General features: G+C 64.5%; 17 protein-coding genes. 9 read left to right on the forward strand and 8 right to left on the reverse strand.

Annotation, left to right across the window (positions count from 1 at the left end; genetic code table 11):
• Position 1: 1 nt before the first annotated feature.
• The 5 genes from C8N35_RS03715 (at position 2) to C8N35_RS03735 (ending at position 5,712) form a co-directional block, all read left to right on the forward strand.
• Entirely contained in the window at positions 2-742 is a 741-nt protein-coding gene (locus C8N35_RS03715) for a CpaD family pilus assembly protein (RefSeq protein WP_107988243.1), read from the forward strand.
• Between the two features lie 11 nt (positions 743-753).
• Complete coding sequence (locus tag C8N35_RS03720; RefSeq protein ID WP_245926646.1) at positions 754-2,064, forward strand: CtpF protein; 1,311 nt, start codon at positions 754-756, stop codon at positions 2,062-2,064.
• 29 nt (positions 2,065-2,093) lie between these two features.
• Entirely contained in the window at positions 2,094-3,584 is a 1,491-nt protein-coding gene (locus tag C8N35_RS03725) for a TadA family conjugal transfer-associated ATPase (RefSeq protein WP_245926647.1), read from the forward strand.
• 136 nt (positions 3,585-3,720) lie between these two features.
• A complete protein-coding gene (locus C8N35_RS03730) occupies positions 3,721-4,725 on the forward strand; it encodes a type II secretion system F family protein (protein ID WP_107988244.1) in 1,005 nt (334 codons plus the stop codon).
• 9 nt (positions 4,726-4,734) lie between these two features.
• Entirely contained in the window at positions 4,735-5,712 is a 978-nt protein-coding gene (locus C8N35_RS03735; protein ID WP_428977098.1) for a type II secretion system F family protein, read from the forward strand.
• Between the two features lie 35 nt (positions 5,713-5,747).
• On the opposite strand, the gene C8N35_RS03740 is transcribed toward C8N35_RS03735, so the two are convergent.
• From C8N35_RS03740 to C8N35_RS03765, 6 genes are read right to left on the reverse strand one after another with little or no spacing between them, the layout of a single operon-like run.
• A complete protein-coding gene (locus tag C8N35_RS03740; RefSeq protein ID WP_170122013.1) occupies positions 5,748-7,262 on the reverse strand; it encodes a serine hydrolase domain-containing protein in 1,515 nt (504 codons plus the stop codon).
• A 12-nt stretch (positions 7,263-7,274) separates the two neighbouring features.
• Positions 7,275-8,054: an ABC transporter ATP-binding protein gene (locus C8N35_RS03745; protein WP_107989060.1), complete on the reverse strand. Its 780-nt coding sequence runs from the start codon at positions 8,052-8,054 to the stop codon at positions 7,275-7,277.
• 8 nt (positions 8,055-8,062) lie between these two features.
• The gene (locus tag C8N35_RS03750) at positions 8,063-8,902 is read right to left on the reverse strand and encodes an ABC transporter ATP-binding protein (protein WP_107989061.1); all 840 of its coding nucleotides are present in this window, start codon (positions 8,900-8,902) and stop codon (positions 8,063-8,065) included.
• Positions 8,903-8,911: 9 nt separating this feature from the next.
• On the reverse strand, positions 8,912-9,811 hold the full coding sequence (nikC, locus tag C8N35_RS03755; RefSeq protein WP_107988246.1) for a nickel transporter permease: 900 nt from the start codon (positions 9,809-9,811) through the stop codon (positions 8,912-8,914).
• A gap of 14 nt (positions 9,812-9,825) precedes the next feature.
• Complete coding sequence (locus tag C8N35_RS03760) at positions 9,826-10,839, reverse strand: ABC transporter permease (protein WP_245926648.1); 1,014 nt, start codon at positions 10,837-10,839, stop codon at positions 9,826-9,828.
• The gene (locus tag C8N35_RS03765; protein WP_107988247.1) at positions 10,836-12,434 is read right to left on the reverse strand and encodes an ABC transporter substrate-binding protein; all 1,599 of its coding nucleotides are present in this window, start codon (positions 12,432-12,434) and stop codon (positions 10,836-10,838) included. The genes C8N35_RS03760 and C8N35_RS03765 overlap by 4 nt, the downstream gene beginning before the upstream one ends.
• Before the next feature lie 293 nt (positions 12,435-12,727).
• Between C8N35_RS03765 and C8N35_RS03770 the strand changes: the two genes are divergently transcribed.
• Entirely contained in the window at positions 12,728-13,765 is a 1,038-nt protein-coding gene (locus C8N35_RS03770) for a dipeptidase (RefSeq protein WP_107988248.1), read from the forward strand.
• An 88-nt stretch (positions 13,766-13,853) separates the two neighbouring features.
• On the opposite strand, the gene C8N35_RS03775 is transcribed toward C8N35_RS03770, so the two are convergent.
• Entirely contained in the window at positions 13,854-14,894 is a 1,041-nt protein-coding gene (locus C8N35_RS03775; protein ID WP_107988249.1) for a DmpA family aminopeptidase, read from the reverse strand.
• A gap of 42 nt (positions 14,895-14,936) precedes the next feature.
• A complete protein-coding gene (locus tag C8N35_RS03780; protein WP_107989063.1) occupies positions 14,937-15,794 on the reverse strand; it encodes a D-amino-acid transaminase in 858 nt (285 codons plus the stop codon).
• A gap of 365 nt (positions 15,795-16,159) precedes the next feature.
• Here C8N35_RS03780 and C8N35_RS03790 point away from each other — a divergent pair, with 365 nt between their 5' ends.
• The 3 genes from C8N35_RS03790 to C8N35_RS03800 all read left to right on the forward strand — a co-directional run bounded on the left by C8N35_RS03790 (position 16,160) and on the right by C8N35_RS03800 (position 18,714).
• The gene (locus tag C8N35_RS03790) at positions 16,160-17,125 is read left to right on the forward strand and encodes a LysR family transcriptional regulator (RefSeq protein ID WP_107988251.1); all 966 of its coding nucleotides are present in this window, start codon (positions 16,160-16,162) and stop codon (positions 17,123-17,125) included.
• Positions 17,126-17,281: 156 nt separating this feature from the next.
• A complete protein-coding gene (locus tag C8N35_RS03795) occupies positions 17,282-17,536 on the forward strand; it encodes an acyl carrier protein (protein ID WP_107988252.1) in 255 nt (84 codons plus the stop codon).
• Positions 17,533-18,714, forward strand: a complete 1,182-nt coding sequence (locus C8N35_RS03800; RefSeq protein ID WP_107988253.1) for an acyl-CoA dehydrogenase family protein — start codon at positions 17,533-17,535, stop codon at positions 18,712-18,714. The genes C8N35_RS03795 and C8N35_RS03800 overlap by 4 nt, the downstream gene beginning before the upstream one ends.
• Positions 18,715-18,716 lie beyond the last annotated feature (2 nt).

An 18,716-nucleotide genomic window follows, 5' to 3' on the forward strand; every position in this document is an offset into this window, starting at 1 on the left:
CATGGCATTTGCTCAAGAAGCGCCGGCCGTATCCCGGCACCGGTCAGCGCGCGTGCCGCGTGCGGCGCTGCTTGCCGCCGCCGCCGGCCTCGTCCTGCTGTCGGCCGGCTGCCAGACCGCCCCCACGGGCGAAAACCTGGCGATGAACGATTACCGGCTGCGCCATCCGATCGTGATCTCGGAACAGGCGGAAACCTTCGACATTCCGGTGGGCGTGGAAACCCGCCGGTTGTCGCGTTCGATGGAGCGCGCCGCATCGGATTTCGCGCATGAAGCCCGGCGCAGCGGCGCCCGTCACATCGAGATCCTGGTGCCGTCCGGGTCCGGGAACGAGGCCGCGGCCCATTCGGTCGCCGGTCAGTTGCGCCACGCCCTGGCAAGATCCGGCATCGCGCCTCAGAACGTCTCCATCCGCGCCTATCCGGTCGATGACCCGGCTGCGATCGCACCGGTCCGCCTCGCCTATCCCAAGGTGAAGGCGGCCGTTCATGCCTGCGGCCGGTGGACGGAATCACTGAGCAACCAGTTCAACAATGCGGATCATCCCGATTTCGGCTGCGCGACGCAGAGCAATCTTGCCGCGATGGTTGACGATCCGGTCGATCTGCTGAGGCCGCGCGAGATGGGACCGGCCGACAGGGCCCGCCGTGACACGGTCTCCGAGAAATATCGCGCCGGCACGACGCCGAGCGGCAAGTACACCGAAGGCGTCGGCGCGAAAGTCAGTGACGTCGGCAACTGAGGTTAGTTGAGATGAACGAATTGGCGCATCAGACTGCAGCGCTCGACACCCCTGCCGACGACACCTATTCGGATGGCGGTGGACAAGGCCCGGCGCGGGCCGACGGCCTCGACTTGCGTCCGGTGCCGCGTGTCTCCATTCAGGCGTTCTGCGAAACGCCGGGCGTCGCGCAGGCCATCGAGCAGGCGTCGGAAGACCGCCGCATGGCCAAGGCGCACACCAAGGTACACATGGGCGGCATCGCGGCCGCGGTCGACTTCTACCGTTCCGCACCCACGCCCAACCTGATCATCCTGGAGATGCGCGGCGCGCTGGTCACGCTGACCGATGGCCTGGATGCGCTGGCCGAGGTCTGCGACGCGGGAACGAAGGTGGTTGTCGTCGGCGAGACCAACGACATCGAACTCTATCGCGACCTGATGCGGCGCGGGGTCAGCGAATACCTCGTCGCTCCGATCGATCTGTTCGACGTCATCGCAGCGATCAGCGAGATCTTCGGCGATCCGGAAGGCTCCCCGCTGGGGCGCACCATCGCCTTCATCGGCGCCAAGGGCGGCTGCGGGGCCTCGACCATCGCGCACAACGTCTCCTGGTCGATCGCCCGCAGTCTTGAAACCGACGTGGTGCTTGCCGATTTCGACCTGCCCTTCGGCACGGCCGGCCTCGACTTCAACCAGGATCCCTTGCAGGGCGTGCTGGAAGCCGTCTCCACACCCGATCGTCTCGACGACATGCTGTTCGACCGGCTGCTGTCCAAGTGCAGCGAGCATCTGTCCATCCTGGCGGCACCCGCGGCACTGGAACGCGCCTACGACTTCAAGGAAGACGATTTCTCGCAGCTCATCGACATCATGCGCCAGGGCGTCCCGACGGTCGTGTGTGACGTGCCGCACATGTGGACGAGCTGGGTGCAGAAGATGCTCGGCGCGGCCGACGAGGTGGTGATCGTCGCCGAACCCGATCTCGCAAATCTGCGAAACGGCAAGAACCTGGCCGACAAGCTGCGTCAGCTGCGTCCGAACGACCACGCGCCGCATCTGGTGTTGAACCGGGTCGGGGTCCCGAAGCGACCCGAAATCAAGCCGGCAGATTTCGCCGAGGCGCTGGAGCTGACGATCGGAGCTTCGATCCCCTTCGATCCGCAGCTCTTCGGAACAGCCGCCAACAATGGCCAGATGATCGCCGAACTCGGCGGCAAGAGCGAGGTCTGCGAGACGATCAAGGCGATCGCCCAGATCACCACCGGTCGCAGGGAAATACACCAATCGCGTCGGCGCTCGGCGTTGACGCCGCTCTTGCAGAAGTTGCGCGGCCGCTCCTAGGCGGCGCGGCGACAGGGGGAAGTCTCTAGATGTTCGGCAAACGCGGCAGTTTCGGCACCAAGGATGACATGGGGGCGGGCCAGAGAGCCGCAGCCTCGGTCGCGCCCAAACCCGCGCCCCGTGTGGAAGCGGCGTCTATCCCGTCTTCCTCGGAAACAAGCCGGCTGGATGCGGCCTCGCAGCCCCGCCCGCCGGAGCCTCCCAAGGCCACGGGTCAGCGGGGACGTTCGGAAGAATATTACGACACCAAGACCTCGATCTTCTCCGCGCTGATCGACACGATCGACCTGTCACAGCTTGCCAAGCTCGACCCGGAATCGGCGCGCGAGGAAATCCGAGACATCGTCAACGACATCATCGCGCTGAAAAACGTGGTGATGTCGATCGCCGAGCAGGAGGACCTGCTCGACGACATCTGCAACGACGTGCTGGGCTACGGCCCGCTGGAACCGCTGCTGGCGCGCGACGACATCGCCGACATCATGGTGAACGGCGCGGAGACGGTCTACATCGAAACCGAGGGCAAGGTTCACCAGACGCCGATCCGCTTCCGCGACAACCAGCAGCTGATGAACATCTGTCAGAGGATCGTTTCCCAGGTCGGCCGCCGCGTCGACGAGGCGAGCCCTATCTGCGACGCGCGCCTTCCCGACGGCTCGCGCGTCAATGTCATCGCGCCACCGCTGGCGATCGACGGGCCCGCCCTCACAATCCGCAAGTTCAAGAAGGACAAGCTGACGCTCGACCAGCTCGTCCGCTTCGGCTCGATCACACCGGAAGGCGGCGTGGTGCTGCAGGTCATCGGCAAGTCGCGCTGCAATGTGCTGATTTCCGGCGGTACCGGTTCGGGCAAGACGACGCTGCTGAACTGCATGACCAACTACATCGACACCGATGAACGCGTCATCACCTGCGAGGATGCGGCGGAACTGCAACTCCAGCAGCCCCATGTGGTGCGGCTGGAAACGCGCCCGCCCAATCTGGAGGGCGAGGGCCAGGTGACCATGCGCGACCTGGTCAAGAACTGCCTGCGCATGCGGCCAGAACGCATCATCGTCGGCGAGGTGCGCGGCCCGGAGGCCTTCGACCTCCTCCAGGCCATGAACACCGGTCACGACGGCTCGATGGGTACGTTGCACGCCAATAGCCCGCGCGAGGCGCTGTCGCGTCTCGAATCGATGATCACCATGGGCGGCTACGCACTGCCCTCGCGCACGATCCGCGAGATGATCGTCGCCTCCGTCGACGTCATCGTGCAGGCGGCGCGCCTGCGCGACGGCTCGCGTCGCATCACACACATCACGGAAGTGGTCGGCATGGAAGGCGATGTGATCGTTACCCAGGACGTGTTCGTCTACGAAATCGTGGGCGAGGACGCCAACGGCAAGATCATCGGCCGGCACAAGTCGACCGGCATCGGCCGGCCGAAATTCTGGGACCAGGCACGCTATTTCGGCGAGGACTCCCGTCTCGCCGCAGCCCTTGACGCAGCAGAGGTGGTCGATAGCGAAACGGCTTGAGGCGCGCCCGGGCGCGGGCCGCTCGATCTAGAGACTTTCGGCCGGTTTCCGCAAAACCGCGCCAACGAGGAAGGACATCGCCGCGTGCGGCACGCAGAAGGCAGGCCTTCGCGTCGCACCGATCCAGGAACCGATCATGTTTTCGCCGGAAGTAACCATCATCGCCGTTGTCGGCCTCGTCGTCCTCGCCACGGGCGGCGTGCTCTATGCGCTCCTGCAACCGCAGATCTCCGGCGATACCCGGCAGTCGAAGCGCGTGGCCCAGGCGGCGACATCGCGCACCCAGGTGGTGGCCGACCGGCGCAACGTCCATGACGCCGACAAGCGCCGCAAATCGATCCAGGATTCGCTCAAGGAAATCGAGCAGCGGCAGAAGACAAAGGCCAAGAAATCAAACGAACCCGGGCTGATGACGCGGATCCAGCAAGCCGGGCTGACGTGGTCGCGCCGCCAGTTCACGCTGATCAGCGTCGCGGTCGGCGCCGTCCTCGCCCTGCTCGCCCTGCTGCAGGGGATGCCGCTTCTGGTGGTGGGGGGCGCCGCGATCGTCGGCGGCCTCGGCATGCCGCGCTGGTACGTCAATTTCCTTCGCAAGCGACGGATAAAGGCCTTCCTGGAGGAGTTGCCGAACGCGGTCGACGTCATCGTGCGCGGCATCAAGGCCGGCCTCCCGCTCAGCGACTGCATGCGGGTGATCTCGATGGAGGCGCGCGAGCCGGTGAAAACGGAATTCCGCCGGATCGTGGAAGCCCAGGCGATGGGCGTTCCGATTTCGGAGGCCGTCGCCAAGCTTCCCGAGCGCATGCCGACACCCGAAGCCAATTTCTTCGCCATCGTCATCGCCATCCAGTCGCAAGCCGGCGGCAACCTCTCCGAAGCGCTCGGCAACCTGTCCAAGGTGCTGCGCGACAGGAAGCGCATGCGCGGCAAGATCCAGGCTGTCTCGATGGAGGCCAAGGCGTCCGCCGGTATCATCGGGTCTCTGCCGGTGATCGTCGCCGCACTCATCTACATCACCAGCCCCGGCTACATCGCGATCCTGTTCATCGAGCCCGTCGGCAAGATCATCCTCGGTCTTGCCGGTTTCTGGATGTTCTGCGGCGTCATGATCATGCGGCGCATGATCAATTTCGAGATCTGAGCGGAGGGTATCATGAACTCGATCATGAACATGCTGCTCAACGAGCAGTTCCTTATCGCGGCGCTGACGACGCTGGCGGTAGCGGCGACGATCGTCACCATCGCCCTGCCCGCCTTCGAAGGCAGCACGCTGAAGAAGCGGATGAAGAGCGTGGCCCTGGAGCGCGAGGAGATGCGCGCGCGCGAACGCTCCCGGCTGGCGGCCGCCGAAAAAGCCAAGGTCTCCCTGCGCCACGAGCCGAAGCAGAACCTGCGCAATTTCGTCGACCGGCTGAACCTGAAGGATGCCCTGGTCGACGAAAAGACGGTGGCGAAGCTGCGCGTCGCCGGCCTGCGCGGCCAGCAGGCACTCTATACGTTCCTGTTCGCCCGCGTGGTCGTGCCGATCATCCTGTTCGTGTTGTCGTTGCTCTACTTTTTCGTGGTCTTCAAGACAGGCCACCCCGCCGGCATCAAGATCGCCTTCTCGCTGATGGTCGCGATGCTGGGCTTCTATGCGCCCAACATCTACGTTTCCAACCGCACCAAGAAACGGCAGCAGTCGATCCGGATCGCGTGGCCGGATGCGCTTGATCTGATGCTGATCTGCGTGGAAGCAGGCATGTCGATCGAAGCCGCCTTTCGCAAGGTGGCGGAAGAAATCGGCGCCCAGTCGGTGCCGCTGGCTGAGGAACTGGCGCTGACCAACGCCGAACTCTCCTACCTGCAGGAGCGGCGCAAGGCCTACGAGAACCTGGCCGCGCGCACAGGCCTGGAAGGGGTGAAGGCGGTTTCGACGTCGCTCATCCAGGCGGAGCGCTACGGCACGCCGCTAGGCACCTCGCTCCGCGTCATGGCGGACGAGAACCGCAACGAACGCATGCAGCTTGCCGAAAAGAAGGCCGCCGCCCTGCCGCCGCAGCTCACGGTGCCGATGATCGTGTTCTTCCTGCCGGTGCTCTTCGCGGTGATCATGGGCCCGGCGATCATTCAGGCGATGCGGCTTTAGAGTTCAGCCACCCCCCAAAAAATAGGATCGAGCGCTCAGGACGCGCGCACGTACTCGATCATACGCGCTCGCGACAGCGCCAGTTCGATGCGATCGGGTGCCAGCGTGTTGAGGCAGATACGCCTGGACCACGGCCCGTCCCGAAGCGTGAAGAGACAGCGTCCATCGCCAAGCGGACGCAATGGCATCTGCTGGCGCGTCGGGCCCGCCCCCATCTCCACGGCGCCGCCGCGGATGGTGAGGCATGCGGAAAAATCGGGCGCGCGCCATTCCCCTTCCAGGTCTGACGGCATTTCGCGAACAGGGAAGACCGGCTGGTAGCGTACCGGAGAATGCCCCGCCTCGCCGACGATCGCCTCGCCGTCCATACGCAGGCGCAGATGGGATGTCGGCGAGAGACTGTCGACCCAGCCCTCGCCGGCAGGGTAGAGCGCGACCTCGTCGTCAAGCCGTGCCGCGCTCGTGTCTGCGACCTCCATCCAGTCGCCCCCGGTCTCGCCGACATAGAGCCCCGGACGCAGGGTCGAACCGGTGCGTGGCAGAGTTTCGTTCAGGAGCGCCGCCATGACGGTCTGGGCGATTTCGCTTGTGTTGACGTCATCGCGATTGGTGACAATGACACACCCGCTCGACGTGCGCGGATCGATCAGAAAATAGGTCTTGTATCCCGGCTGAGATCCTCCGTGACCGACGAGCTCGGCTCCACCGACCATCTGCCGGCGCATTCCGAGCCCGTAATCGGTCGGCCGGCCGTCGGCCAGATACCGACGTGCCGTCAGCGCGGAGAGCCGTCCTTCGAAATGTCCTTCGCCGCGCAGGAGCGCCTGAGCCCACAGGGCCAGCGCGTGCGCGCTTCCGGCCAGACTGCCAGCCGCCGACAGATGCATGCCCTGAAGCCCGACGCGCCAGCCCTCGCCGTCGCGCCAGTAGCCCGGCGCGAGACCTTCAAGCGGATCCGTCCACATCTCCATGGCCCGCATCGCGAGGCCGAGACCATCGCGGATTTCGGTGCCGACGAAATCGTCGAAGGCCAGGCCGTGCCCCTGCATGGCAGCCTCCACCAGTCGGTAGCCGCCGTTCGAATAGTGAACTTCCGTGCCGGCGGGATAGTTCGCCCGCCGCATGGCCGCATGAAACGCGAGAAGCGGAGCCGCCTTCGTCTCGGTGAAGATGGAATGGCCGATGAGGGTCAGGCATTCGCGCGTGTCGGGCACGCCGCCGGACATGTCGAGCGCGCGCCCAACGGTGATATCGCCCAGAGCCGGCTGCAGCCGCGGAAGATGCCGGGCAAGCGGATCCTCGAGCGAAATCGCTTCGGGATGGGCGAGAACGAAGCTGGCGAAGACATGCTTTGTGACGGAGGCGTAGCGCACGACGGTGTCGGCGGTAAAAGGCGCGCGGGTCGCAAGGCTCGCCAGCCCCGCGGCGGTCTGGAAGCGAATGTCACGGCCATCGAAACCGATCACCGCGCCGCCGGGCGATGTGCCGTCCCAGCTCGTAACCGCGCGCTCCGCCGCTGCCTGGGCGGCTTTCCAGTTCAACTCGTTCACCGTGATTGTTCCTTATGCGCCCGGCTTGGCCTGCGACACGCTCGACGGTTCCGCCGGCACGTCCTCCAGTTCCACGCTCAGCCGACGCAATTCCTGTGTGTGCGGATGGCTCACATTGCCCGCCCGCAGATCCTCAACGCTCGTCTGCTCGACCATGAGACCGTTCTGCATCACGCCCACGCGAGCACATAGATGCGAAATGACGGCGAGGTTGTGACTGACCATCACATAGGTCAGGCCGTGCTCCTCACGCAGGTCGGCGAGCAGGTTCAGCACTTCCGCCTGCACCGACACATCGAGCGCGGAGGTCGGTTCATCGAGCAGCAGCACCTTCGGTTCCGCGATAAGCGCGCGCGCGATCGCCACACGCTGGCGCTGACCGCCGGAAAGCTGGTGGGGATAGCGGAAGCGCGCCGTCTGCGGAAGCGCCACATCCGACAACGCCTTGTTGATACGGCGGTCGATTTCCCCGATGCGGTTGACCAGCAGGATCTCCGACAGGATACGGTCGATCGTCTGGCGCGGGTGCAACGATCCGAACGGATCCTGAAACACCATCTGCACCTTGCGGAAGAACTCGCGCGAGCGGCGCTTGGGAACGGCCTCGCCGTTGAAGAGGATGCGGCCGTCCCAGCTCTCGTTGAGGCCCGACATGGCGCGCAGCACCGTGGACTTGCCCGACCCGCTCTCGCCGACGATGCCGAACGTCTCGCCCCGGGCGACCTCGAAGGCGACGCCCTTCACCACCTCGGCGCTGGAGAAGCTGATCCGGAGATCGGCAACCTCGATCATCCTGTCGCTCATCGCGCCGTCTCCTCAAGCCAGATGTCCTCGCGGGCAAGCACCGGCAGCCGGTCGCGCGGATGCATCAGCGACGGCATGCAGTTGAGCAGGCCGCGGGTATAGGGATGGCGCGCGTTCATGAGATCGGACGCCGCCATTTCCTCCATGATCTGGCCGGAATACATGACGCAGACCCGGTCGCAGAAATGCGAGACGAGCGGCAGATCGTGGCTGATCAGGATCAGACCCATGCCGCGTTTTTCCACCAGATCGTTGATGAGGCGCAGGATCTCGGCCTGGACGGTGGCGTCCAGCGCCGAGGTCGGCTCGTCGGCGATCAGCAGTTCCGGGTTCGGCGCCAGCGCCATGGCGATCATCGCGCGCTGCCCCATACCGCCGGAGACCTCGTGCGGATAGGACGCATAGACCTTCTTCGGATCGCGGATCAGCACCTGATCGAGCAGGTCCAGCGTCGCTTGCTTCGCCTGGCGGGCGGACCCGCGCTTGTGCTCGCGCCAGGCTTCGTCGATCTGCGAGCCGATGGTCTTGACCGGGTTCAGCGAATATTTCGGATCCTGCAGCACGAAGCCGACGCGGCCGCCGCGGATCCTGCGCATCTGCCGTTCGGACGCCTTCAGCACGTCGACGTCGTCGTAGCGCAACGTGTCCGCGCTCACCTGCGCGGTCTTCGGCAGGAGCTTCATCAGCGCCCGGGCGGTGAGCGACTTGCCCGAACCGCTCTCGCCAACGATGCCGAGCTTCTCGCGCCCGAGCGTCAGCGAAATGCCGCGCACGGCCTCGAACCGCTTGCCGCGGCTCGTGAAGGCGATGCGGAGGTTCTGGATGTCCACCAGCATCGTCATCTCTCAGTTCTGCTTCGGGTCGAGGACATCGCGCAGCCCGTCGCCAAGGAAGTTGAAGGCCAGCGACACCAGCAGGATCGCCATGGCCGGCGACAGCGCCACCCACCATTCCTGCAGCATGAAGCGCTTGGCGATGGCGAGCATGGCGCCCCATTCCGGCGACGGCGGCTGCGCGCCCATGCCGAGAAAGCCGAGGCTGGCGGCGGTGATGATGATCGACGACATGTCGAGCGTCACGCGGACGATCACGCTGGGCACGCAGAGCGGCATGATGTGCCTGAACACGACGCGGCGAGGCGAGGCGCCGGCCAGCCGGCAGGCGGCGATGAAATCGGAACTGCGCACGGTGAGCGTTTCGGCGCGCGCGATGCGCGCATAGGGCGGCCAGGCGGTGAGCGCGATGGCGACGATGGCGCTTTCCACGCCGGGATGAAGGGCCGCGACCAGCGCCAGCGCGAGGATCAGGCGTGGGAAGGACAGGAACACGTCGGTGACGCGCATCAGAACCGTGTCGATCCAGCCGCCGAAATAGCCCGCGACGCAGCCGACAACAAGGCCGACGGGCGCCACGACGATGACGATGGAAATCACCATGCCCAGCGTCACCCGGCCGCCGTAGAGGATGCGGGACAGGATGTCGCGGCCGAGTTCGTCGGTGCCGAGCCAGTGGGCCGCACTCGGGCGGGCCAAGCGGTGGGCAAGATCCTGCGCGGCCGGATCCCAGGGGGCGAGCAGCGGCGCCAGGATCGCCAGACCCCCGAAGAACACGACGATGACGAGGCCGATCATCGCCAGCGGATTGCGGCGCAGGGCCAGCCAGATCCGGTAGCGTCGGCCCCAGGCCGCCTGTCGGCGGGACGTGGGCGTGTCGTCCAGCGCCCAGGTTCGGAAGGTGGTCAGCACGTTCGTTGCCCTTCTCAGCTCACACGCGGGTCGAACACGCGATAAAGGATATCGGCGAGCAGGTTCAGCGCCACATAGATCAGACCGATGAGCAGCGTGCAGCCGACGACGGGGTTCATGTCGCCGTTCATCAGCGCCTTGGTCAGATACAGCCCCAGCCCCGGCCAGGCGAAGACGGTCTCCGTCACCACAGCGCCTTCAAGAAGGCCCGCATAGGTGAGCGCCAGCACCGTCAGCAGCTGCACCGCGATGGTGGGAAACGCATGGTTGAGAACAACCTTGCGCGCCGAAAGCCCCTTTGCCCGGGCCGCGACGATGAACTCGCCGCGCAGCGCATCGAGCATGAAGGCGCGGGTCATGCGGGTGATGTAGGCAAGCGAGAAGTAGCTCAGGATCGAGACCGGCAGCACCAGATGGGCGACCGCATCGCGGAACGCATCCCAGTCGCCGGCATAAAGACAGTCGATGGTCAGGAAGCCGGTCACCGGAGTGATCATGTCCTGATAGATGATGCCCTGCCGTCCGGGGCCAGGCGCGATGCCAAGCCCGGCGTAGAAGATGATCAGGGCGAGCAGCGCCAGCACGAAGACCGGGACGGAGTGGCCGGCCAGACAGATCACGCGGATGATCTGGTCGGTCAGGCTGTCCTGGCGTACCGCCGCCCAGATGCCGAGCGGCACGCCGATCACGGTGGCGATGATCAGCGCATAGGTGGCGAGTTCCATCGTCGCCGGGAAATAGTGGGCGATGTCGGAGGCGACCTCGTTGTGGGTCAGCACCGACTGGCCGAAATCACCCTGCAGGACCTGCGTGAGATAGTGCCAGTACTGCACGATCAGCGGCTGATCGAGCCCCATCGCGAGGCGTGCCTTCTCGACCACCTCCTGGCTGGCGTTGTCGCCGACCGCGGCGATGACGGGATCGACCGGCATGACCCGGCCGATCATGAATGTCACGACCGACAGTCCGAACAGCGTCGCGAGGACGCTGCCGAACTGCGATCCGAGGGACTTAAGCCGCCTGATCAAGCCTTGCTGGTCCCTGCATAGGAGTGGCTGTCGGGCAACGTGCCCAGACGCACGCCCTCGACATTCGGACGCATGGCCGCAACCACCGACGACTGCATCATCACCACGAACGGGCTGTTGTTCATGTAGTACTTCTGCAGCTCGACGTACTTCTGGATGCGGGTCTCCGGATCCGGCTCGTCGCGTGCCTCCTCGGCCATCGCCGCGATCTTGTCGTCCTGGAAATGCGAGCGCCAGCAGAACGGACGGGTCGTCGCATCGTCGGAATTGTCTTGGTTGATGCAGAACACGTCGGCATTGGAATTGGGGTCGAAATAGTCCGTTCCCCACGACGACAGCGCGATCTGATGCTTGCGCGCGCGCATCTTGGTCAGCACCTGGCGGTTCTCGGCGGCGAGCAGGGTCACCTTGATGCCGATCTTGCCGAGATCCGACTGGATCGCCTGGGCGATATCCGGGTACGGCGGGGCCGAGTAGTGGTCGATCTCGATCTCGAAGCCGTCGGGATAGCCGGCCTCGGCCAGAAGCGCCTTGGCCTTTTCGAGATCCTGCTCGTACGGGTTCTCGTTATAGGCGCCCGGCAGGCCTTCCGGGACGATCGCCTGATGGACCACGTAGGTCATCGGCACGATGTTCTTCTGCATGGACCGGTAGCCCACCGCCCACTTGAACGCTTCCCAGACCTTCGGGTTCTGCAGCTGTTCGACCGACTGGTTCAGCGACATCAGCATGATCGAGGCGGTCGACTTCTGCATCAGCTTGATGCTGTCGTCGCCTTCCAGACCCTTGAGCTGCTCGGTCAGCAGGTTGCGGGCGATATCGACGTCGCCCTGCTTCAGCATGAGAAGCTGCGAGGACGGATCGACGATGTGGCGCATGATGATGCGCTCGATGTTGCCCTTGTAGTCGCCGTTCGGGTTCTTCAGCAGCACGACCGAATCGCTGGCGCGCCAGATCTTCAGCATGAATTCGCCGGAGCCAGCCGAATTCTGGCGCAGCCACGCGTTGCCGAGATCGTCGCCCTCGGCGTGATCGAGCGCGGCCTTCTTCTCGATGATCGCGCCGACATTGGCCGAAAGGCAGTAGAGCAGCAGGCCGAGGGCTGTCGGGTTCTCGGTCTTCAGCACGACCGTTTCGGCATCCGGCGCGGTGATCGCCGTTTCCGCATTGTCGGCGTTGAAGCCGAACTGGGTGATGATGAAGGCCGGGCTCTTGTTCAACTTCACCGCGCGCTGCAGCGAGAAGGCGCAATCCTCGGAGGTGACCGGCGCGCCGGACGAGAACTTCAGGCCCTTGCGGATCTTGAAGGTGAAGGTCTTGCCGTCTTCGGACGCGGTCCAGCTTTCCGCGATCTGCGGATCGACCTTGTCGGGATCCTCCAGATTGGGCGCCACCAGCTTGTGGTACATGTTGCCGCAAATCTCGGCGCCAACGGACTCAAAGCCCTCGTGCGGGTCGAGGCTGGTCATGTTGTCGAGTTGCATGGCAACCACGAGAACGCTTTGCGGCGTCGCGGCGAAAGCCTTGGTGAACGAAAGATACGACAGCGCCGGAAAGGCGGCCGACGCGGCGAGAAAATTGCGCCTGGAGATCATTCCCGTTTCCCTCTTATTGCAGTCGGACGTCAACTCCGCCGGCAAACGGCCCTGGCGGCGGCCGTATGCGGGACGAGTCTTGCCGTTTGCGGATTTCACACCGAGGGTGGGCGTTACCACGCGGCTTTTCCGGGCAGCCAATGCAGAATCGGAAAATTCACATGAGAAATTTGCATAAGTCAGCAAATTCATAGTGTTAACAGAATCGCGATGCCCCAGGGTGCGACGTTTGCATATTGCATTGGCACCTCAATCGGCACAGACAGGGGAAAAATGAGAAGCTAAGGATCGACATGGAAACTCCCCAAACCGTCCCCGTGTTCGACGGCCACAACGACGTCCTGTCGCGCTTGTGGCGTTCCGGCGGTCCCGATGCGGCCAGCCGTTTCATCCGGGGCGAGGATGCAGGTCACATCGACCTGCCGCGCGCAAAGGCAGGCGGGCTCGCAGGCGGCTTGTGCGCCGTTTACGTGCCCAGCGAACGGGTGCTCGATGCCGACGGCAACTGGCCCACGCCATCGCGTTCGGAAGCGCTGGATGTCACCACGGCCATGGCCGGGCTGCTGGCGCGGATCGAGCGGGAATCGCAGGGCGGACTGAAGATCTGCCGCAGCGCGGCGGATATCCGCACGGCGATGGACACCGGCGCCTTCGCCTCGGTCCTGCATATCGAGGGCGCGGAAGCGATCGGGGTCGATCTCGACCTGCTCTACCTGCTCTATAATGCGGGCCTGCGCACGCTTGGACCGGTCTGGAGCCGGCCGAACGTCTTCGCCTTCGGCGTGCCGTTCCGCTTCCCCTCCGGCCCCGATATCGGGCCGGGCCTGACCGACGCGGGCAAGGCGCTGGTGCGCGCGTGCAACGACCTCGGGATTCTCGTTGACCTGTCGCATCTCAACGATGCCGGCTTCTGGGACGTGGCGGAGATTTCGGACGCACCGCTGGTGGCGTCCCATTCCAATGTCCATTCCATCTGTCCGCACAGCCGCAACGTGACCGACAAGCAGCTCGACGCCATTGCCGAGACCGGCGGGTTGGTCGGCATCAATTTCGGCGTGCTGTTCCTCGATCCGCAGGGCAACAAGGACAAGGCGATGGACCTGTCCAATCTGGTGCGCCACGTGGACTACATCGTGGACCGCGCGGGGATCGATCACGTCGCGCTGGGGTCCGATTTCGACGGCACCACAATCCCCGACGCGTTGCGTGACGCGAGCGACCTGCCCAAGCTGATCGCCGCGCTTCGCGAGGCCGGCTACGACGGCGAGGCGCTGGACAAGATCACCCACCTGAACTGGATCCGCGTCCTGGAACGCACCTGGGGCGGCTGAGCGCCGAGAAGGCGCTGCTCGTATCGGTGCAGCCGCACGATGCGAGGGGCGCCTCTCCCCAGACGTTCAGAGAAAGGGACGCGGTGCGTCAGGCCTCGCGCAGCCAATCTGACAGGAGCGGGCGGCTGAGCCCGCCACAGCCCTCGACAGGGCCCGCCGCGCACAGGGCGTTCAGCACCGCCTCCTCACAGCTTTCCGCCGCCGCACGGAACAGATCGTCGATGCGGGCATCGTTCAGCCGTTCCATCACCATCAGATCGTGCTTGCTCTCGTGCGCGATCCGGTTAGCGGTCGTGAAGCCGAGAACGATATCACCGCTGCCATTGCCCCAGAAGGCGCCGAGCCGGGCAAGTCCGGCACCGGCGCGCCGGCAAATGCGGCGAAGCTGACGCTGGTCAACCGGCACATCCGTCGCCAGCACGACGATGACCGAGCCTTTTTCCGTGTCACCGGAAACGCTGCGCCCGGCGGCGGCTCGCGGGTCGGGACGGCGGCCATCGGGAAGCACAAGGTCTCCGGCACGACCGAAATTGGCAAGAACCAGCACGCCCAGATGGCGGATGCCGTCAGCGATGCCGATCTGGCGCGAAGCTGTACCGATGCCGCCCTTGAAGCCGAAGCACGTCATGCCGGTGCCCGCCCCCACCGAGCCTTCCTCCACCTCCACACAAGCGGCGTCGAGCGCTGCGACGGCATCCGCCTCACGCACCGCCATGGCCTGAATGTCGGAAAGCGCGCCGTCGTTGCACTCGCACACCACGGCGTTGACGGTGGAGGTACATCGCCCGATCTGCGGGGTCTCGGCGATCGCGCGACGTACGAGCGCATTGGCACAGGTGCCCACGGCGAAGGTGTTCGTGAGCAGGATCGGGGTCTCCAGAGAACCGAGTTCGGCGACCTGGACGAGCCCCGTGCTCTTGCCGAACCCATTGACGATCTCCACCGCAGCCGTGAGCTTTTCGCGGAACAGGTTGCCGGGCTGCGGTATGATCGCGGTCACACCGGTGTTGATATCACCCTGACGAATGGTGCGGTGGCCGACGGACACGCCATCAACATCGGTGATGGCGTTGCGGTTGCCTGCGGGCAGAAGGCCGGGCGTGACGCCGAAGTCGCGAAATCGTGCCATGGGAGGCCTCCTGCTCGTCTCGTTGCCGTATACGCCGTCTCTCTACACGGTTTCGCAGGCACGTGCCGCTTCCAGATAGATGGCCTGCAGCTTGCGGGTCATCAGGCCGGGCCGACCATCACCGATGACCTGATCGGCGATACGCACCACCGGAGTGACGAAGCTGGAGGCACTGGTGAGGAAGGCTTCCGCCGCATCCTTGGCCTCTGCGACCGAGAAGGCCCGTTCCTCCAAGGCCAACCCCTCGCTGGCGATCAGCTGCATGACAGCCTTTCGGGTGCATCCAGGCAGGATATCGTGCGAGTTGGGCCGGGTGCGGATCGTACCGTCGCGGGTCAGGATGAAAGCCGTATTCGAGGCCCCTTCGGTGATCAAACCGTCCTGGAAGAGCCAAACATCGTCGAAACCGGCGGCATGGGCGGCCTGCTTGGCCATCACCTGCCCCAGAAGCATCACGGTCTTGATATCACGCCGTTCCCAGCGCGGATCGGGCGACAGGGCGACGGCGATACCAGCTTCCTGGCGCGCCGTACCGTAGAGTTTCTTGGGCTGGGTGAAGGCCACGAAGTTCGGCTTGAGGTCCTTTTCGGGCAGGAAGTTGCGTTCCGCCGCCCCGCGCGTGACCTCCAGATAGATCGTCCCGTCGGTCATCTGGTTGCGCCGGACGAGCTCGATCTGGACCTTGCGAATTCCATCGAGCGGCAACGGCATCGGGATTCCGAGTTCGCGCAGCGAGCGTTCGAAGCGCGCCAGATGCAGATCGTTGTCGATCAGGTGGCCGTCGATCATGGCGGTCACTTCGTAGATGCCGTCGCCAAACAGAAAGCCTCGGTCCATGACCGGGATTACCGCATCGCTTTCGGCCACGAAGGCCCCGTTCACATAAATCTGCCGTGTCATCACTTCTGCCATCATTCAACGAGGGGAAAAGGTGCCCGACCCTGCAGAGCTGAAGCGTCTTCTCGTCGCGGGCCGTTTCGCGCGAGCGTACCGCCGCGCACATGCGCGCGCATCGGAACCTCGGTTTCGCCAGCTTCGTGCCGGATGGCCCGGGCGAGGAGAACGGGCCCCAGAGCGAATATCTCGAGCACATTCGCGCCGCACGGATCATGTCCATCCGCGCGACACGCGCCATGCTCTATGCGTATCGGTCGTGCTTGGCCAATGCCGGTTTTCGCGCGCCCTAGTCCGTTTTTGCATAGGCCTTTCGCACAGCAATTGCGCGCGCGGGCGAGCGGGAGTAGACAGGCGCGACGGAGACCCTAATGGAATTGAAGTGGCTAGAAGATTTCGTGATGCTGGCGAGCGTGGCCAGCTTTTCCCGGGCCGCGGCCGCGCGCAATGTCACGCAATCGGCATTCAGCCGGCGTATCAAGCAGCTGGAGACCTGGCTCGGCGTGACGTTGATTTCGCGCGCCAGCCTGCCGGCCGCGCTCACCCCTGAAGGCAAGGCGTTTCTGCCGGTGGCGCAAGAGGCGATACGCATGTTCTACAATGCGCGCAACACGCTGACCGCGCGCTCGGGCGCGGGCGAGAACTGCCTCACCTTCGCCGCCCTGCACACGCTGACCGTCACCATGATGCCGGACTGGCTGAGCCGTATCCGCGAGACGATCCCCCATCTCACCACCGCTCTCATCCCCGACCGGGGCGGTATCGAGGCCAATGCGGATGCACTGGTCAACGGCGAGGCCGACCTCTTCCTCACCTACACCCATCCCTTCGTTCCCCTGTTGGTGAACCCGGATCAGTTCGACTGGCTGCATCTGGGAGAAGAGACGGTCATTCCCGTAGCGGCACCTCAGCTCCAGTCCTTCGCCGGCAATGACGCCCGCCCGGGACGAGGGCTGCTCGATCGCGCCATCGAGACCGGCGAGACTGTCCCCTATCTCGATTATGGCCTCTCCTCCTTCTTCGGCACGGCCCTTCAGCGGATCTTTTTCGAGAAGAAGCCCTTCCGGCGGCACAACGTGCACCAGAACACCATCAGCGCGGAGTTGCGCACCTTCGCTCTCAAGGGATGGGGGGTATGCTGGCTCCCGGAGGGCCTGCTTGGCGAGGATCTCGCGACGGGTGCGCTGGTGAGGGCCAGCGAAGACCCCCAGTGGGATATGCACACGCAGATCCGGCTCTACCGCTATCGCGGCCGCGACAAGCAGCTGACCGACGAATTCTGGCGCGTGGTCAGCACCATGCTTCCCGGATCGGCCGAACGCGAAACGACGGGCTGACGAGATCCCATCAGGCAAATACTTTGAATCTGATTGTCACAATATTTTAACTATGCGGATTAATCTGACCTTATCCCAATTGCACTAGTTGTTTTCCCTAAGGACTTGATGGCGTGCCGATGGTCCGGCCCGTCGCGCGATTTGGGGAACCCAGCCATGAACGCAACCATTCGTGAACTGCTCGCAGAGCACGGCAGCCTCCCGGTGTCGGTCGAAACGCTGGCAAACGATGCCGATCTCTATGAAGCGGGGTTGTCCTCCTTCGCCTCGGTGCAGGTGATGCTCGCTCTGGAGGAACATTTCGACATCGAATTTCCCGACACGATGCTGAACCGCAAGTCCTTCGCGACCATCGCGGCGATCACGGCGTGCGTCGCGACGTTGTGCGGAGATCAGGAGGCCGCGCAATGAATGAGATTTCCGAGATCAAGGCCATGGACCTCGTCGAGCGTGCGCGCCGGGTCGCGAAGATCGCCGCCAGCCATGCCGACGACGTCGACGCCCGGGGCCGGTTCCCTGAAGAAGCCATTGCGGCCATGAAGGCGGAGCGGCTGCTTGGCGTCCAGGTTCCGGCGGACTTGGGGGGAGAAGGTGCCACGACGGCCGAGATCGCCGAAATCTGCTCTATCCTCGGCCAGTCCTGCGCGGCCGCCGCGATGACGTTCTCGATGCACCAGATCAAGGTGTCCAGCGTCGTCTCTCATGGGGCGGACGCGCCGTGGCACCAGGCTTTTCTGAAACGGATCGCGGGCGAGCAGCTGCTGCTCGGCTCCGCGACGACGGAAGCCGGCATCGGCGGCAACATGCGCAACTCGATCTGCGCAATCGAGGTCGATGGCGACACCTGCCGGCTGGAAAAGGATGCGACCGTCATCTCCTACGGCGAAGAGGCCGACGCCATTCTGGTGACCTCGCGCAGCCATGCCGACGCCGCCCCTTCCGATCAGGTGATGACCGTCTTCCTCAAGGGCCAGTACACGCTGGAAAAGACCCACGACTGGGACACACTCGGCATGCGCGGCACCTGTTCCGACGGCTTTCTGTTCAAGGGAGAGGCGCCGGCGGAACAGATCCTGCCGAAGCCCTTCGCCGAAATCGCGGCGCAGTCGATGCTCGCCAACGCGCATATCCTGTGGAGCGCGGTGTGGTTCGGCATCGCCGCCGATGCGGTCAACCGCGCGCAATCCTTCGTGAAGGCAGCCGCGCGCCGGACGCCGGGGACCACCCCGCCGGGTGCGTTGCGCCTTGCCGAAGTCTCGGGCCTGCTGCAACTGGTGAAATCGAATGTCATGACGGCGCTCGGCCAGTTCGAGGCCGCACGCGACGATGAAACGAAACTGTCGTCGATGGCGTTCGCGGTGGCCATCAACAACGTCAAGATTTCTTCGTCCGAGTTGATCCTGACCATCATCAACCATTGCATGATGATCTGCGGCATCATGGGCTACAAGAACGGCACGCCGTTCAGCCTCGGCCGACACCTGCGCGATGCCCATTCCGCGCAGCTGATGATCTCGAACGACCGCATCCTCGCCAACTCTTCGACAATGCTGCTCGTGCAGCGTCAAGACACCAGCCTGTTGAGGTAATC

Origin of the sequence: Breoghania corrubedonensis (assembly GCF_003053845.1) — a bacterium.
Taxonomy (GTDB): domain Bacteria; phylum Pseudomonadota; class Alphaproteobacteria; order Rhizobiales; family Stappiaceae; genus Breoghania; species Breoghania corrubedonensis.

Coding starts and splice junctions, on each gene's coding strand:
- C8N35_RS03795 (WP_107988252.1), top strand. CDS start 17,282: ATGAACGCAACCATTCGTGAACTGCTCGCAGAGCACGGCAGCCTCCCG.
- C8N35_RS03730 (WP_107988244.1), top strand. CDS start 3,721: ATGTTTTCGCCGGAAGTAACCATCATCGCCGTTGTCGGCCTCGTCGTC.
- C8N35_RS03780 (WP_107989063.1), bottom strand. CDS start 15,794: ATGACACGGCAGATTTATGTGAACGGGGCCTTCGTGGCCGAAAGCGAT.
- C8N35_RS03745 (WP_107989060.1), bottom strand. CDS start 8,054: ATGATCGAGGTTGCCGATCTCCGGATCAGCTTCTCCAGCGCCGAGGTG.
- C8N35_RS03725 (WP_245926647.1), top strand. CDS start 2,094: ATGTTCGGCAAACGCGGCAGTTTCGGCACCAAGGATGACATGGGGGCG.
- C8N35_RS03765 (WP_107988247.1), bottom strand. CDS start 12,434: ATGATCTCCAGGCGCAATTTTCTCGCCGCGTCGGCCGCCTTTCCGGCG.
- C8N35_RS03790 (WP_107988251.1), top strand. CDS start 16,160: ATGGAATTGAAGTGGCTAGAAGATTTCGTGATGCTGGCGAGCGTGGCC.
- C8N35_RS03720 (WP_245926646.1), top strand. CDS start 754: ATGAACGAATTGGCGCATCAGACTGCAGCGCTCGACACCCCTGCCGAC.
- C8N35_RS03800 (WP_107988253.1), top strand. CDS start 17,533: ATGAATGAGATTTCCGAGATCAAGGCCATGGACCTCGTCGAGCGTGCG.
- C8N35_RS03750 (WP_107989061.1), bottom strand. CDS start 8,902: ATGCTGGTGGACATCCAGAACCTCCGCATCGCCTTCACGAGCCGCGGC.
- C8N35_RS03770 (WP_107988248.1), top strand. CDS start 12,728: ATGGAAACTCCCCAAACCGTCCCCGTGTTCGACGGCCACAACGACGTC.
- C8N35_RS03775 (WP_107988249.1), bottom strand. CDS start 14,894: ATGGCACGATTTCGCGACTTCGGCGTCACGCCCGGCCTTCTGCCCGCA.
- C8N35_RS03715 (WP_107988243.1), top strand. CDS start 2: ATGGCATTTGCTCAAGAAGCGCCGGCCGTATCCCGGCACCGGTCAGCG.